This window comes from Candidatus Brocadia sinica JPN1 (genome assembly GCF_000949635.1).
Lineage (GTDB): Bacteria > Planctomycetota > Brocadiia > Brocadiales > Brocadiaceae > Brocadia > Brocadia sinica.
Genome location: NZ_BAFN01000001.1, coordinates 2,716,207 through 2,732,916 on the forward strand (window position 1 = coordinate 2,716,207; position 16,710 = coordinate 2,732,916).

The 16,710-nt window shown below is 38.0% G+C and carries 13 protein-coding genes; 12 read left to right on the plus strand and 1 reads right to left on the minus strand.

The genetic code is table 11. From position 1 onward, the window contains the following. Window positions 1-814: 814 nt before the first annotated feature. Window positions 815-2,584, plus strand: a complete 1,770-nt coding sequence (locus tag BROSI_RS12340; protein WP_052564100.1) for an ABC transporter ATP-binding protein — start codon at window positions 815-817, stop codon at window positions 2,582-2,584. A 113-nt stretch (window positions 2,585-2,697) separates the two neighbouring features. Next, complete coding sequence (locus BROSI_RS12345; protein WP_052564101.1) at window positions 2,698-5,571, plus strand: hybrid sensor histidine kinase/response regulator; 2,874 nt, start codon at window positions 2,698-2,700, stop codon at window positions 5,569-5,571. A gap of 42 nt (window positions 5,572-5,613) precedes the next feature. Here BROSI_RS12345 and BROSI_RS12350 read toward each other — a convergent pair whose 3' ends face one another. After that, a complete protein-coding gene (locus BROSI_RS12350; protein WP_052564102.1) occupies window positions 5,614-6,660 on the minus strand; it encodes a hemolysin family protein in 1,047 nt (348 codons plus the stop codon). A 390-nt stretch (window positions 6,661-7,050) separates the two neighbouring features. Here BROSI_RS12350 and BROSI_RS12355 point away from each other — a divergent pair, with 390 nt between their 5' ends. The 10 genes from BROSI_RS12355 (at window position 7,051) to BROSI_RS12405 (ending at window position 16,701) form a co-directional block, all read left to right on the plus strand. Beyond that, window positions 7,051-7,386, plus strand: a complete 336-nt coding sequence (locus BROSI_RS12355; protein ID WP_052564103.1) for a flagellar biosynthesis anti-sigma factor FlgM — start codon at window positions 7,051-7,053, stop codon at window positions 7,384-7,386. A 339-nt stretch (window positions 7,387-7,725) separates the two neighbouring features. Continuing rightward, window positions 7,726-8,907, plus strand: coding sequence for a tetratricopeptide repeat protein (locus BROSI_RS12365; RefSeq protein WP_052564104.1), 1,182 nt, complete (start codon window positions 7,726-7,728; stop codon window positions 8,905-8,907). 161 nt (window positions 8,908-9,068) lie between these two features. Further along, window positions 9,069-10,466 carry a sigma-54-dependent transcriptional regulator gene (locus BROSI_RS12370; protein WP_052564105.1) on the plus strand — a complete coding sequence of 466 codons (1,398 nt, stop codon included), beginning with the start codon at window positions 9,069-9,071 and terminating at the stop codon, window positions 10,464-10,466. Window positions 10,467-10,564: 98 nt separating this feature from the next. Then, window positions 10,565-12,091, plus strand: a complete 1,527-nt coding sequence (locus BROSI_RS12375) for a response regulator (protein ID WP_052564106.1) — start codon at window positions 10,565-10,567, stop codon at window positions 12,089-12,091. After that, window positions 12,081-12,467 carry an STAS domain-containing protein gene (locus BROSI_RS12380; RefSeq protein WP_052564107.1) on the plus strand — a complete coding sequence of 129 codons (387 nt, stop codon included), beginning with the start codon at window positions 12,081-12,083 and terminating at the stop codon, window positions 12,465-12,467. The genes BROSI_RS12375 and BROSI_RS12380 overlap by 11 nt, the downstream gene beginning before the upstream one ends. A 35-nt stretch (window positions 12,468-12,502) precedes the next feature. Next, window positions 12,503-12,832, plus strand: coding sequence for a hypothetical protein (locus BROSI_RS12385; protein ID WP_052564108.1), 330 nt, complete (start codon window positions 12,503-12,505; stop codon window positions 12,830-12,832). 28 nt (window positions 12,833-12,860) lie between these two features. Next, window positions 12,861-13,364, plus strand: a complete 504-nt coding sequence (locus BROSI_RS12390) for a tetratricopeptide repeat protein (protein WP_157842515.1) — start codon at window positions 12,861-12,863, stop codon at window positions 13,362-13,364. 98 nt (window positions 13,365-13,462) lie between these two features. Beyond that, the gene (locus tag BROSI_RS12395; RefSeq protein ID WP_052564110.1) at window positions 13,463-15,289 is read left to right on the plus strand and encodes a tetratricopeptide repeat protein; all 1,827 of its coding nucleotides are present in this window, start codon (window positions 13,463-13,465) and stop codon (window positions 15,287-15,289) included. A gap of 462 nt (window positions 15,290-15,751) precedes the next feature. After that, window positions 15,752-16,096, plus strand: a complete 345-nt coding sequence (locus BROSI_RS12400; protein ID WP_052564111.1) for a hypothetical protein — start codon at window positions 15,752-15,754, stop codon at window positions 16,094-16,096. Then, window positions 16,093-16,701 (plus strand): tetratricopeptide repeat protein, encoded by a 609-nt coding sequence (locus BROSI_RS12405; RefSeq protein WP_052564112.1) that lies wholly within the window; start codon window positions 16,093-16,095, stop codon window positions 16,699-16,701. Before BROSI_RS12400 ends, BROSI_RS12405 begins: the two co-directional genes overlap by 4 nt. Window positions 16,702-16,710: the final 9 nt, after the last annotated feature.

Here is a 16,710-nt window from a genome sequence, read left to right on the forward strand (position 1 = left end):
ACATAATATGTTTTCTTCTCCCATTAGTCAAATATTCATTTTGTGAAAGATTTCAGTTCTCGTGCTGTAGTGTTTTACCCAAACTGCATCTCGCGACTGATAAGCAATTTAGGTCGGGACATATGTTTTAGTTTTCATCCTGAACCAGTAAAATATTTTGTAATTGCGGGTGCTTGTTTTATATTATCAGTGAGAAAAGCCATATTATATATGGCTTTTCATACGCCTTTTTTCTGTCAGTCTCTTCAATCCAAGAGGTTACAGCATGAATCGGATGTTTTATATCAATCTGCCAGCAGCGATAGACAGTAATGAGATGGTTATTTCGAACCGGTAGTTAAAGGTCATTTAAAGAATTACTGGTTTTCCCTTGTTTTTATTTCACGAACAATATCCTCGATTGCCATATCTTTAAATAATTCCTTGCGTTCTTTTATATAGTATCCCTTTCCCTTTTCGTAACGAAGGATAAACTTGGTAGCACTGGGAAAGGAGTGGAAAATGTATAAACGCACTGCTTGCACACAGGGGCGTTGTTCTGTATACTATATCGAAATTATCAGGGCATATCAACAATACAATAACACAGAAATGTGCACACTATCGTAAGGAAAATTTAAGGAACGGGATACAGGTTTTAGCGCATGACTACGTTTTGTCTACTCGAACCACAAAGACACAGAGAGCACAAAAAAATCTAAATTCTTGCCTTTGTGCTCTTTGTATCTTTGTGGTTGAATTCATTTTGGTTGCGGCTCCGCAGCGCTAGGATGTAATAATATGGTTTGTTTTTTGGCACAATGGAAATAAACCCGTGGCTAAAGTTTTTGTAAACCCTGCATTAAAAAAATTTCTTTCCTACGTAAAGCCTTACCGTCAGTTGATTACAATAGCCACCTTTTGTGGGCTATTGAAATACAACATTCCTTTGATCTTTCCCTGGGTTTTTAAAGACGTGATTGATCATTTGTTGTCGTCGTCTTCCTATAATGCTGTGAAATTACATTACACCATGCTGGCTATGATTGGTCTCTATATGTTTTGGGCGGCAGTTACCTATTTTCGATCTTACTATGCTGATCAGGCCGGTCAACGGCTTGTTTTTGATCTGCGGCATGAGTTATATGTCCATCTTCAGCGGATGTCTCTTAGCTTCTACGAAAAACGCCAGGTAGGGTCGGTTGCGTCACGGCTGCTGGGAGATATCGCGGTTGCCCAAAACTTTGTGGGTGCTGCCTTTACCAATACGGTTATGGATGCAAGTTCCCTATTTTTGATTGCCTTTTTCCTTTTCCACATGAATTGGCGATTGGCGCTGGTTTCTATTGCTATCTTTCCTTTTTATGTCATGGTAAACAAGTATTTCAAATCCCAACTCAGAAAAACCAGTAAATTAGCCCATCAAAAGATGGAAGAAATCTCCGGAAATGTTCACGAAAAACTCGGTGGTATTTCCATCATCCAGTCTTATACCCGGGAGAAGACGGAAGAAAGACACTTTTTTCAGGATAGCCGGGAATACTTATTCTACCAATTGAAACATATACAACATCACGCTGCAGCCCAATCTATTGTTGGCTTTTTAACTTCCCTTGCACCGGTCCTCGTGGTCTGGTTTGGGGCAATGCAGGTTATCCATGGTCACCTGACCGTTGGCGAGCTAGCTGCATTTTATGCCTATCTAAGCATGTTTTACAACCCTCTGAACCGGCTTACTGAACTGAATGTCCTTTTAGCCAATTCCCAATCTGCGATGGAGAGGATTTTTGAGGTATTTAACACTTCTCCTGAGGTTGTGGATTGTCCTGCCGCTCAGGAACTTGGACCTATTAAGGGAGAGATCAAATTCTTCAATGTCCATTTTGCCTATGAAATGTCAAAAACTGTCCTGAAGGATATCAATTTGCGTATACCGGCTGGCTGCACGGTGGCGCTGGTGGGGCCGAGTGGCGCTGGGAAATCTACGTTTGTCAAACTCATCCCGAGGTTTTACGATGTCTCGGCGGGAAAGATTACCATTGATGGCTGGGATATTCGGGATTTCAAGCTGAGTTGGTTAAGGAGACATATTGCTACCGTGCCTCAGGATCCAATCTTGTTTTCCGGTACGATCCACGAGAATATCCTGTTTGGCAAGCCCAATGCTATTGAAAGAGAGATTCAGTCCGCGGCTATTTTCGCCAACGCCCATGATTTTATTAGTAAACTGCCAAAGGGTTATCAAACGGAAATCGGTGAAGGCGGCCTTAAACTTTCAGGGGGACAGAGGCAGCGTGTTGCTCTGGCACGGGCATTTCTAAAAAATGCGCCTGTTTTAATTTTAGACGAGGCGACTTCTTCCCTGGATTCCGAGTCAGAAAATCTGGTCCAGACGGCATTGAAGAGATTAATGCAAGGACGAACGACCATAATTATTGCCCACAGGCTGTCCACTATTCAATCGGCGGATATGATTGTTGTCTTTGACAATGGAGAGATTGTAGAGATTGGCAGCCATCAAAAACTTTTGCAGCATTCATCTAGTCTTTACCGTCAACTGTATGAAAAACAATTTCATTGCAAAAAAACAGGAGTAGATGTATAAAAATCGCAATCAGTATTATTTTATTTTATTCATAGAACGAAATCCTTTATCGGTATGAGCCTTGGCTATTCAACAATCAAATTTTATTGAGGTGCCACCATCAGGGCTAAATTATGATAAATGAAGTAATAACCAAAAGGTTCCTTGTTATTTCTTTAGGCGGTAAAGATGCAGAATATACATCTTTTCGAGATTATTTTACGCAGAATGGCTTTGATGTTTCTTTTGTTTATGACGAGAGAGATTTACACAAGATACCGGAGAGTAGAAATGGTTTCGATGTAGTTTTGGTAGACGTGGATCGAGATCCGGATAAACAGATAGTGGCTGTTCAAATCATGAAAAAATATTATCCTCACACAGCGGTAGTGCCAATAACAAAGGAAAGCAAGATTGATATTGCATTACAAATGAGGATGTCATGCCTGGGACTTTTTGATTATATTACGAGGCCAATTCATTGGGGGAATCTTGATGATGTATTGAGAAGGGTATTCCGGAAAATTGACACTGATCGTATGTTGAAAAGGATGGAGCAGGAGCGGGAGACCATCCTGAATATCAATCGCTTAGTACTCTCTCACATGAGTTACAAGGATTTTTGTAATGCGTTATGCCTTGAACTCAGAAAGATTATTAACTTTGATTACTTCAGTTTAGTATCGAGAATTGAACCTTCGGGTGAATATTATATGTACTTATTTGATTTAGAGCAAAATGTACACAATTTTCAGAGAGGCACCGAATTGAAAACAACCCTGGAAAGTTTTCTTTTTAATGAGGTGTCAAAGTCCAGTAAGATCATTATTAGAAATGAAGTATGCAAAAATGGGAGTGAGGATGAAAAAGACATAGTGAACGACGGCATCACATCTTACATGGTCTACCCGCTCTTTATTAATAATGCTTTAATTGGTTGTATAAATATTCTCAGTAAACATCGTGCCCATTTTTCTGAAACCCATAGTAACCTTATAGGTCAGGTGTCAGCGCAAATTACGGTTACGCTGATGAATGCCATGCTGCTGGATAGTCTTACTGCGTCGGAAGAGAAATACAGGGACCTGGTCGAGAATGCCCCAGAGATTATATTTAAGATGGATAGTCACGGAAGGTTTTTGCACGTAAATAAGATGGGGCTGGAGATACTTGGGTATAGTGCGAAAGAAATGACCTCGATGTATTTGTTTGATCTCGTTGCTGACGAGCATGGAACTATTATTAAGAAGCAATACGACACGTCAGTCAATTCCCGGAAGGATAATAATTTGGTTATGACCTTATTGACAAAAGATGGCAAACGACTGGACGCGGAAATAATTTGTTCCATACAATACGATACCATTCTTAACGATTACCTGGTCAGAGCCTTTGTTCGCGATGTGACAGAACGACGTATATTGGAAAAAAGAATATTTGAATATCAGAGGCGTTTAAAGGGTTTGCTAAAAGAAAAAACGCTGAAGTTAAGTGAAACCGAAAAAGAAATGTACAATCAAAGAAAATTTCTGGATGCCTTGATACAAAACACGAACGTGTATGTGGTTACCATTACCTTGAAGGGAGAGATTGTGTTTGTGAACCGTGCCATAGAGAAGAGGTTTGGCTACACATTAGATGAGGTCATTGGAAAATCTATCGTCGACGTTTTTATTCCTCAGGACAAGGCAGAAGAATTGTCCGATGATATACAGATGCTCTTTAGTGGAAACAAGGGAGAGCAGATCGAGATACCTTTTGCCTCAAGGAACCAGAAGGTTCGGGATATTTTATGGATTGTGACCTATCTGAAAGACGAGTGGAATACCATCTCGAATATTAACTTGTTCGGTTATGACATTACTGAGCAGAAGATATTAAAGGAACAACTTATCCAGGCCGAAAAGATGAGCAGCGTTGGGACAATGATTTCCGGGGTGGCCCATGAACTGAATAATCCCCTGTCAATTATATTGAATTTCAGCGAGCTTATATTGATGTGTGATAATTTATCAAAGAGTGCAACCAATCGATTGAGACATATTATAGATGCCTCCCAGCGTTGTACCCGTATTGTGGAAAATCTACTTACCTTTGCAACGAAACGAAAATCCGTCAGGAAGGGGCAATATATCTGTATTAACGAGGTTTTAAAGAATGCCCTTGAATTAAAGATCAATGACTTCAGAGTCAATAATATTGAAGTGGAACAATTGTTTTCTCAATCATTGCCCAGGACGATGGCCGATCGGGTGCAGCTTATGCAGGTTTTTATAAATCTCATTAATAACGCTTATGATGCTATGAAAAGTGCGCATGGGAGGGGGAGTCTGGCTATTCGTACGCTCCAGAGGGGGGATAAGATCGTAATAGAATTTGAGGACGACGGACCTGGCATTCTTGAGCCGGAAAAGTTGTTTACTCCTTTTTATACTACGAAAGAAGTGGGAAAAGGTACTGGCCTGGGTTTGGCGGTAAGTTATGGCATTATAAAAGAACATGGAGGAACAATTGTCGGCAGGAATTGGCAGAGAGGCGCTATTTTTACCGTTACGCTTCCTATCAAGGTACAGACGAGCAAAGAGATCAAACTTCCAGTAAAGGGGGATTATAATTTATATGGTTTACGTTTACTGCTGGTAGAAGACGAGGTAGGTATTGCAGAGTCTTGCAGTGAATTATTAATGGCAAAAGGTTGCCATGTAACATCAGTATCCAGCGCAAAAGATGCAATGCAGGCTATCCAGGAGGATCGATTTGATATCGTTGTTATGGATTTGAAAATGCCTGGTGAAATATCCGGAATCCAATTTTATGAATGGATGATGGGCTATATGCCGACCTTGAGGGAGAAGGTGATTTTGATGACTGGGGATACTCTTTCTCCGGAATTTAGGGCATTTATTGAAAAGAGCAAGGTTCCTGTTATCCCTAAACCGTTCCGTTTTAATACTTTCCTTGAAAAGATAGGTTTCACCGCAAAAAAGGCGGGTTTGTTTCAGGTGTGATAATGGTGATAATACTGAATATATTGAAAATTTGTGCTTTGTTTAGTACCTTCTTGTGCTGATTCGCTGTCTCCATATTTTTTTAACTATGCCATCGTCATCCTCATCATAGATTTCTCCTACGACTTCTTCTAAAATATCTTCCAATGTTATAATACCTATAATCTTGGTACTCTCGCGTACAATGGCCATGTGAACGCGATTTCCTTGAAAATTTTTGAGTATTCTAAGAATGGATTCGTTATCATCTACAAAATAAGGTTTACGGAGCAAGTTAGCTAAGGAAAATTCTATTTTGGTATCCATCATAGCTACGAATTCTTTTGTATGAAGAATTCCGATTACCTGTGGTTCAGCTTCATTCAGCAGGACGGGAAGTCTTGTATGTCCACAATCAATGATGACCTTTAAGATTTCTTCCTTGCTCATAGAACTACGAATCGCAATCACCTTGGAGAAGGGGAGCATTACTTCTGATGCCTTTTTGAAGCGTAGTGCAAATAAGTTCAAAATGTAATCCCTATGAAAAGGATGTAGTGATTTTAGAGATAGTTCTGATATTCCTTCTTCAGAAGAAGGAATATGGCGAATACCTATCTGGGAAAGAAATTGCAGTGTTGATTGCTCAAGGATATGGACAACAGGCGTAGCGATCTTTGTCAAAATCGTTAACATGTGACTGGAGGCCAAAGAGACCTCTTCGGGGTAACGAATTGCAATGGCTTTGGGTATTAGCTCACCGATGACAACAGTAAAAAAAGTAAATGGGATGACAAAGAGTGCGATTCCGATAATTTCAGCGGTTGTTCCAGAAACTCCCAAAAGTCTATTGAGATATGGAAGTATAGATTCTTTTACTTCTACGCCCCCGACCGCCGCTGATAACGTTCCGATTAATGTAATGCCTATCTGGATTACGGCAAAGGTTCTATCTGGACGTGTTCTTAAGATAATGAATTTCTTGGCAGCAACATTACCCTTAGAGGCCATATCTCGTAAAAACGGGACATTGGAAGAAGCGAAGGCCATTTCAATACATGAAAACAGTCCATTGAAGAGAAGCAATATGATTATTATAATCCATTCCATAATATGTCAAACCGTGAGAAAATACCCTGTTACCTTTTTTCCTTAAATTATGATAAAATAAAAAAGTAAACCTTTTTCTAAATAAGTATTGTATGTAGTCAACTACACAGATGCGGATAAACCTATAAAACTACAATTAATGGTACTTGTTTTTTAGATAGATCAATCTAATTTTAATAAAATCATCCTAAATAATATGTGTATTTAATTCAACAAAGTAATTAAAAAAAGTTAAATTTTTTAAAAAACATGCCGATATATTAAAGATAAATAGTTAGTGATTGTTACCTGTGAAGAAATAAACTGGAAATTAGTTGACGGATACACCTTGAGAATTTATTATCATTCCAGATATTACGGGTAAGGTATTTATTAACCGGGAGATTTCAAATGCCAATAGAAGATGTTTCCAAAACCTCTTTACACCAAGGAGTTGCTAATATAAACCGTATTGAGATAAATCGGCCACATGCAAAGGTAGAAAAGGACGAACGCTCTGCTAAAGTGAAATTTGATTCAGTGGATATCTCCAAAGAAGCAAGGAACCTTGAGAAGACGATTGCGAGTCTCAAGGCCAGTGTGAGTGAAATGCATGATGTAAGGGCAGCAAAGATGAAGGAAGTTAAAATAAAATTAGAAAATGGTTTCTATGACCAGCCAGAGGTGATCGAACAGGTAGCGAAGAAGGTTGCAGATGTTTTTAGTGTTAAAAAGCAAGAGGCATGATTTATGTTGAACGATAAAACGGCAGATATGCAAAGAATCCGTAAGCGATTTATAGGGGTTAAATTTGATTGCTGTCAGGTATATACACGGATTTACGCTAACAAGGAGGAAACAGCGTACGAGGGTAGATGTCCAAAATGTTTGCGAAAAATATGTATCAAAATACGCAAAGATGGAGTAAATTGCAGATTTTTTTCAGCATTTTAACCTTGAGTTTTAGGCATTTATAGTGGCCTTAAAAGCCTGTCCATTTGTATTTCAATATTATACAAATGGACAGGCTTTTTTAATTTGTGTTGAGGATGTCTTATTCGATAATAACTTTTGGCGATTATAAGAATGGGTTGGAAAATATATCAAAAATTACTAGCATTGCTGGTTGTTTTTTTTGTTGTTGTGGTAACTGTTGTCCACGGAAATGACCGAAAGTCGAAAGTTGTTATTTTTCCTCTTAAAAACAATCAGGATTTAAATTGTCTTATTCAGGGAATCGAAGAAGTAATACGGAGCGAATTGATTCGTTCTGGATATTTTGCCGTGACAGAACAAGAGCGCACCTATGAGTTCGTGAAAGAGGCCGTGCTGTACAACTTTATTAAAATTGAAGATGTGAATGTGGAAGCCGCGTTACCCAGGGCAAATATTGTTGATTTGTTTGCCAAGGTTGATTCGAAGGTAATCATTCGAGTTGCAGAAAGGTTGAAAGCGGATTTTGTGGTTAAAGGGTCTCTTAATCAGTTTGGGGAAAAGTTTCGGGCAGATATTGAAGTTATTGATGTGAAGGCTAAAGAGACGTCAAGCGCTCTAGTAGGTGAATGCGAATCGAAGGAAAAAATTCCGGAGATGATGGAATATCTCTCACAGCAAATCGTTAATGTTTGCAAAGGCGCAAATGTACAAAAGGAAATTGACTATATACGAAGTAGCTATCAACAGGGAAATTTAACTTATGAAGAGACGTCAGATAGATTAAAAAATCTTTCTTCACTGATGCCAGAGTCATTTCTAATTCACTGCGCCTTATTTTTACACTATTTGGGACATCAAGAGATGCAAGATAGTTTGATTGAAGAAGGTGAAGAGGTAATAAATCTGTTTAATCCCGATAGCGAGGCGGATATCAGATATTTGTCTTTTTTAGGCATAGACCCCTTTTATGAACTCGCCAATGTTTATAGTGCGGCGGGAAAAATTGATAACGCAATAGAGGTTTATAATCGGGCAATCCGGGGATATCGCATGAATCACATAAAATACTATAAACAGTTAGGGGTATTATATAAACGAGAGGGTAAAACCGAATTGGCTATTAATGTCTTTAAACAGGTATTAGGCATGAATCCAGCAGATTATGAGACAAGATTGACACTCGCTGCAGCGTATGAAACTAAGGGCGACGTATCAAACGCCATGGAGCAATATCGGCATTGCCTGAAATACACTAAGAATACGAAAGAAAGTTCACATGTAAAAGATATGATTGCACGGCTTCAGTCAAAAAAAGATGTTGAGAACAAATAGACAAACTGGCATATTGTTTGCCTTAAGACAATAAAAATATTTATCGATGATAAAGTGTTGAATTGTTCAACCTATTATGATAACCTGCTCGAATATGTGTTTAGAAATTAAACATTTTTGTATATATCTGATAGGTTGTTTTCTGTAAAAAGGGGGGGGAAATGTCATCGAAGGCAATAATTCTTATTGTGGACGATGAGGAAACGATTCGGTTTTCAATGAAAGAGTTTTTGGAGGGGCAAGGATATGAGGTTGTTGTCGCCGAAACGTGTGTGCAGGCATTAGAGAAGATAAATGAGTTTCTGCCTGACCTGGTGCTGTTGGATTTGAGGTTGCCCAACATGGATGGAATAGAACTCCTTGAAAAGGTAAAAACGAAAGATCCTAATGCCTTGATCATTGTTATGACGGGGTATGGAAGTGTTGACTCAGCAGTCGAGGCAATGAAGATAGGGGCTTATGATTATTTGGAAAAGCCTTTCAAAACAGAACACTTAAAAGTGGTTATCGAAAAGGCCTTGGGTACCCAGGCATTGAGGAGGGAAGTGTTAGAATTACGGGCACAGCAGTGGACTTTTGCTGATGAGCCTGGTGGTGTGATAATCGGGAATAGTCAGCAAATGAAAGAGGTGTATAGCCTTATTAAACAGGTGTCAAAGAGTCCATCAACAACGGTACTAATACAGGGAGAAAGTGGTACAGGGAAGGAACTTGTTGCTCGGGCTATTCATCATTTAAGCTCGCGGAAGAATGGTCGTTTTGTAGATATTAATTGCGCTGCTTTGACAGAGAGTCTGCTTGAAGCAGAATTATTTGGATATGAAAAGGGCTCCTTTACAGGTGCTACTACGACTGGCAAGCCGGGCTTGTTTGAAGTTGCTGATAAAGGAACTATTTTTTTGGATGAAATAGGCGAGATGGGTATTGCCTTACAAGCGAAACTTCTGAGAATCCTGCAAGAGAGACAATTTAAGAGAGTTGGTGGGATTAACGATATCAAAATTGATGTCAGGGTAATTGCGTCAACCAACCGGAATTTGGAAGAGGAGGTGGAATCGGGTAATTTTAGAAAAGACCTTTATTATAGGTTGAAGGTGTTGCCGATCTATGTTCCTCCATTAAGTGAGAGGAAGGATGATATCATGCTTTTAGTGAAACATTTTGTGCATAAATATAATAACGAATTTAACAAAAATGTTCATCACATACCTCCAGAAACAGAAAGATTGCTTTTGGAATACCAGTGGCCCGGAAATATTCGCGAGTTAAAAAATGTAATTGAGCGAGCTGTCTTGATTTCGAGCAATGGTACATTGCAACCTGAATTAGGTGTTACCGTCGATTCAAGAAGAAATACAATTGATAATAATGACATGCATGGGAGTGGAGAAAGCGATAAGGAACTAAATGCTCGTTCGTTGGCAAATATTGAAAGGCAACATATCCAGAGGGTTCTCAATGAGACTTCCTGGCGGAGAACCGAGGCGGCCAAGATATTAGGTATCAACAGGACTACTTTATACAATAAAATAAAAGAATATGGCCTTAGTCCGTCATAAATTAGACGATTTAAGTAACAGGGTTGCATATTTGCATTTAAATTGAAGAAAAGTGTTTACGTTTATTATTTCTATGCGTTTACCGGTATGGTACGGGCATGAAAAAAAAGATTTTGTTGGTAGATGACGAAGAAACGCTACGATGGGCTCTCCAGGAAGCACTGATGGAAGAAGGCTATAATGTAGATAATACCAGTGACGGTGTCAAAGCGCTGGAATTTATCAGGAAAGCTAATTATGATTTAGTGATCAGCGATTTGAGAATGCCTGCTATGGGTGGGTTACAATTAATTTCCGAGATAAAAAAGATACGTCCGGATGTTAAATCTATTATTATCACGGCATATGGCTCAATAGAAACAGTAATCGAAGCCATGCACATCGGTGTGTCAGATTTTCTGACAAAACCGTTTAAAATTGAGCATATTAAAAGTGTCATTCATAGGGTTTTGTACGATTCTTCAATTTCAAAAAATAATGCTGGAGATGGCAGGGGTAGCGGAGGATTGAAAATTAAATACAACAATCCATGCAGACAACCACGCACCTGTTTCCTTGCAAAGGATACGGCAGGAAATGCAAATCATATACTGTATGATTTTCTTGAATTAGGGAAATTAAATGTGCTTCTGTTTGGAAGTGTCTCATATGAGGTAAATACAAATAATTTTGATGTTATGATGAAAACAATCTTCCGTAATGTGATAAAAAAGGATAAATCTCCTGCTTCTTTACTAAAGGAGATTAATTTGTATCTTTGTAAGAATATTTTACAGCGGTTTCCTGTGGCATTATTTTGCGCCTTTTTGGATATACAAAGGCAAATTCTTTCCTATGCAACGTATGGGGAAGAGCTAACAGGTATTCTATGTCTGCCCACAAAAGAAGTAAAGATGTTAGGATCAGCCCCTTTTTCTTTAAATTTGTTTCCGGGAATGATGATTGTGGAAAGTTCTGTACCTTTCGTATCTGGTAGCAAATTAATTTTGATATGCAGTGGACCGTTGTCGAATGGTCTGAGAAATGAAATAATCGCTCTCGATAGGCTCAGGGACGTGATATTCGATGCGAGTACGGCCGGGTGTGAAGATATGGCAAAAGATATTAAACTTCAGATCAGAGAACTCGATAAGCAAGTTGCCGAAGAAAAAGGCATCGCTGTGATGGTTTCGAGCCTTGAGTGTAAGGCAGACACCGCTTGGGAAGAGGTGATATCCCTTCCAATACCTATTCATAATTATGGAAAAATGATAGAACATTTTGATAGAAAATTATCGTCGATTGTGGAGGATAATTTTAAGAGATATCAAATTGTCGCATCCATTAATGAGGCTGTTTTAAACGTGGCGTCTTTTGCATATAAAACGGATGAGGTGGGGGAGGTTTTGTTGAAATTTTCGAAATTAGGGGATGAAGTTATTATAGAGATTTGTGATCAGGGTTGTGGATTTGATATACAGAACTATAGAGAACCGGATGTAACAGTATACAAAGAGTTAACAAAGAAGAGTGGGAGAGGGATATTTCTTATGAAGAATTTAATGGATAGAATGATGATACAATCCTCTAAAGAAATGGGGACCGCTGTTCATATGGCAAAGCGAGTAACCTGCAATGAAAATTGAGAGACAAGAAAAAGAGAAAGCTACAATATTGGTACCAGCAGGGGATTTAGTTTATGAGGGGATAGATGAACTTGAAACTCTTTTTAAGGAATTGAGTGATGATGCCCGTTATGTTATACTTGATCTCGAGAATACAAGATATCTATCGGCAAGGGCACTGGGTATAATGGCGTTTTATGTAAAACTTTTCGGGGATAAACAAAGAGGTTTGAAATTGGTCCATGTGAGTGAACACATAAAAAACTTATTTGATGTTACTGGCATACTGAAAATTATTGAGATATTTGAGAGTGAAGATGCGGCTTTTGTGAGTATCGGATCACAAGTTGGAAAACTAGAGAAAATGTTTTTATGGTCGAATGATTGTTTTAGTTAAAGATTTTGACTGGCACTGATAAGATAGGTACAAATATGTCCGATTTGATTCAACAGGATGAACCTCAGTCCAGAGCGGAAATTGGTGAGCAGACTCCGGCAGTATTGAACGAGATTAGTACGAAATCGGAAGGAAAGAAATTCTCCATGCCGAGGGTAGATATTACTCGAATAATTTTATTGTTTCGGCAATATGGAATTTCAATATCTGTGAACCTGGCAATCTTGGGGGCGATTTGCTTTTTATTCTTACTCCAGAGGGATTGGATTGAAGGGGGGAATAAAGATATTGGGCGCATTGTGGAAGAAAAGGTGATGGAGACCATCAAAAAAAAACCTCTCTCCAGGGAAAGGAAAAAACAATGAAGATTCATTTTCAAATCAAAAAAAAGAAGTGGAATCATTGAATTTAAAGGGCATGTCAGGTGCAGTTGATAACTCGAAATATGTAATCGAGGCCAATAGATTGTACGAACAGGGAAATTATGAAAGCGCTGCGGCTTTTTATGAAAAAGGTTTGGATAAATCAATACCCTTTGTAAACGAAGATTTTGTGATGTATCGTTTAGGGGATTGCTATTTATTGTCTGAAAGATATGAGGAGGCATTAAAGGTGTTTCAGACATTAAACAGTGACTACATTAATAGTTCGTATCAGTTTAAAAGCCGGTTAAAAACAGGAGAATGTTATGCCGCATTGGGAGAATATAAAAAGGCGCGGAAAACACTCTATTCGATTGTAGCACAAGAGGGGAAATGTTGTTCCGATGACGACAAACTAACAGTTGTGGACTCTTATTATAAAATTGCAGAGTATTATATGCAAGAAGCCGAACGACTTCGTAAAGTAGCTGCTGGAGGACCTGGTTACTCGGACCGGCCGCTGGCCCTGAAATAAGTTACTCAATTCACAGTTATAAATTTAAAACCAACTAAGTAGTGGCACGATGCGCCTTGCCATTATTGTTATAAAGTTCCTAGGTTCCTAATTTAAAGATGAAGAAAAATTTGTCTTTTAAGATATTGTTAATTGCCTACAGTTTTCTGACAGTATTTACCTTTTCTCTTGTACAGGGGGATGAAAGCATAAATACTCCATTTGATGTCCATGAGAAATTAGACGCTGAGAAGCGTAATTTGGAAAAGCTTCAGATGCAGTTGCAAATACTCGAAACAGGCAAAGACGAGAATGAACAGGATCAAAATGTTCAGTTTCAAATTGGCGAACTGATCAAAAGTAAATCAATAGGCCAGACTCCAATCGTGATTAATCCGAATGAGAATATTGTGTTAACAAAAGAACTAGGGGAGTATGGTGTCCCTGTGTATTCAATTGATGCAACTCAAGTAAAGATAGCAGACGTGTTGCAGGCATTATCAGCCAGTTTAGGCAAGAGTATTATTGTGGACGATGAAGTAGACCTTTCCAACTTATCTTCTTATGTAAATATTTCAATTCAGAAAAGTCCTGTACAAGATATATTAGAGATGGTACTGGGAATGCGAGGTTTGGAATTTGTTCAAAATGAAGATTCCATATTTGTTACCTCTTTGGCGAAACTCAATGTCGACACGGCCTTTGAGTATTATAGGGATAAGAGCATCCATCTGTATCAAAAGGCACAGATAAAATATCCTAATGATCGTAGGGTTGTAAAGGCATATTTCGAATTAGGGAATTATTATTATGAACTGGGTTTTAATTTTCTTGCATTACAAGAATACCAGATTATCGTGGGAAAATATAGAGAAAGTCCCCAGGCCAAGGAGTCGTTATTCAAAATAGGCCGTTGCTATGACAGTTTAAAGGATCCGGAAAGTGCAAGGCGGGCATATTTCCAATTTATGTATAGTTATCCAAAAGATCCCTTAGTTGGTGATGCACTCTTGTCCGTAGGAGACTCTCTGGCGGAACAAGGTCTTTATCATAAAGCATTAGATGTCTATGAAAAGATTATTCGCGAGTTTGCCACTGAAGATACTGTCACCACCAGAGCTCAATTTAATATGGCAAAAACATACGTCCAGATGGGAGATTATAGAAAAGCAATACAATTGTTTTTAAAGACGAGATGGAAATATTATTCAGATCAAATGAGTGCGGAAATTGAATATCAAATTGGCAATTGTCTATATTTATTGAATGAATATCAGGATGCTGGAAATGTTTTCGGTAATTTTTTAATGAACCAGAAGGGAGAAGAATTTGTAGAAAATGTCAGTTATTTGCTTGGTGATTGTTTTTACAAACAGGACAATTACCTGGGTGCATTTCAAATATTCAGAAAAACAGTTGAGGCTTATCCTAAAAGCAAAAAGATTCCCTACGGAATGTATTGTATGGGAAAAAGCTTAAAAGCAATGAGTATGCCGGAGTCTGCAATAAAGACATTTCGCGAGGGAATACAAGGATATCCCGATGATGATTATGCCAGTAAAATGTTATTCGAAATAGGAAAGTGCTATTTTGATAAAGGGGATTATTGGCTGGCATATAATGCATTTGATAGTTTCGTGAGACAGTATCCTCACAGTGAACTGGCCGCTGAAGGTATGATTGGGATGTCTGATGCGCTTCTGCATGACAAAAAATATACAGAAGCAATAAACAGTTATATTGAGTTATTAAAAACGAGTAATGAAAAAAAGATACGACAATATGCATATAATCGTATAGGTGAGTGTTATAGAGATATGGGAAAGTTGGAACAGGCAATAAAGGCATACCGGATGAGTTTAGGCAGTAGCGAAGATACCATTCAGGAGACGTGGGATATAAATGATTCCTCAGGTACAAAGACCTGTAATGTGGAACATATGTAGTAAAAGTAAAATTGCATTAGATTCCCGTTTTAGTTTAGAATTATTTGAAATTCCCTGCAATAAAGCATAGAGAAAGAAACTATTTAAAATAGTACACACCTTCGAAAAAACATATCCCATACGACTAATTTTGTTTTCTGTTCTTGTATTCATTTTCAACTGATATGTCAAGAGATGTCGATATTTTATCGTTTAAGTGTACGCTGATTAACTATGAAACTAATAATACGAGATAATAAGCAATAATCTTCTTTTTCAAAACAATTCAATATCGCTTGTGCTTAATCTGTTTTTTTTATATAAGTTAAGATTTTTTCAATCCTTTCTACTAATCATTTATATCTAAATATCTAGATATTTTTTGTGACTTTCCTAGTCGTGGCACAACGCTTGCTCTTATTCCTATTGACGATGATGTAGTATTTTGAAACTAACAATTTGGGCAATAATCAGGGTGATTTTATGATAGCAATGAAAGGATTTCTCTATATTGGGATTATTTTGGGATGTATGTCTTCTCTTTTGGGAGAAAATGAAAATAGTGCTTCTCAGAAAATAAATATTTCTCCTGTATCATCGGAAAAAGTGTATACAAAAACAGAAATAAGTAGTGACATTGAAAGACCATTACTAAGACCTGTTAAAGTAGAAAAAGAAGATACTGCTACGAATGGTCTGGAAACGGAGAAATCACCATCGAACCCTAAAACGGAGCAGTGTATAGAAAATATAATGTCAATTCTTGAGGCTGAAAGAAAGAAACTTCAAGAATTAGAAAATGAATATAAAAAATTAAAAAAGACGTGATAGAAAAAGACAATGTTAAAAATTCTGAAATAGACGTGAAAAAGGAGAACGAATCGATATCTATTTCGGGCAGTAATGGTCTTATTAATGACCGCTTGCAGCCCAATGAGAAGTCTGCGATAGTTGGTACATCCTCAGTATTGGCAACAATATATTCATCAAAAGATTCGAGCATACAAAACAGTAACCCGACAGGTCAGCTATCCGTTAAAAATCCGGAAGTGGATATAAATAATGACTTAAATCAACGGTTATCGAAGGTGATTGGGAATGTGAGTATATTTGATCTTGCAGAGTGTTTTTATAAATTATGTGAGTATGATAATGCATTGCAGACGTATAAATTACTTACTCCGGATGATATCTCTTTGGATCAGTATATTTGGTCTCAATACCAGATCGCAAATTGTTATAGGAACATAAAAAAACTCGACGTTGCCTTGGGTGAATATCAGCGTTTTGTTAATCAATACCCTGGCAGTGATCTGATAGAACAGGCAAAGTGGTATATAGAAGATATTCATTGGTGGAAGTCCTGGTATGAGAAGAATACTTTGACCAATAATCCATTACTTGCGGCATCAGACGGCCACGAATCGAGATAAGGGAAGAGG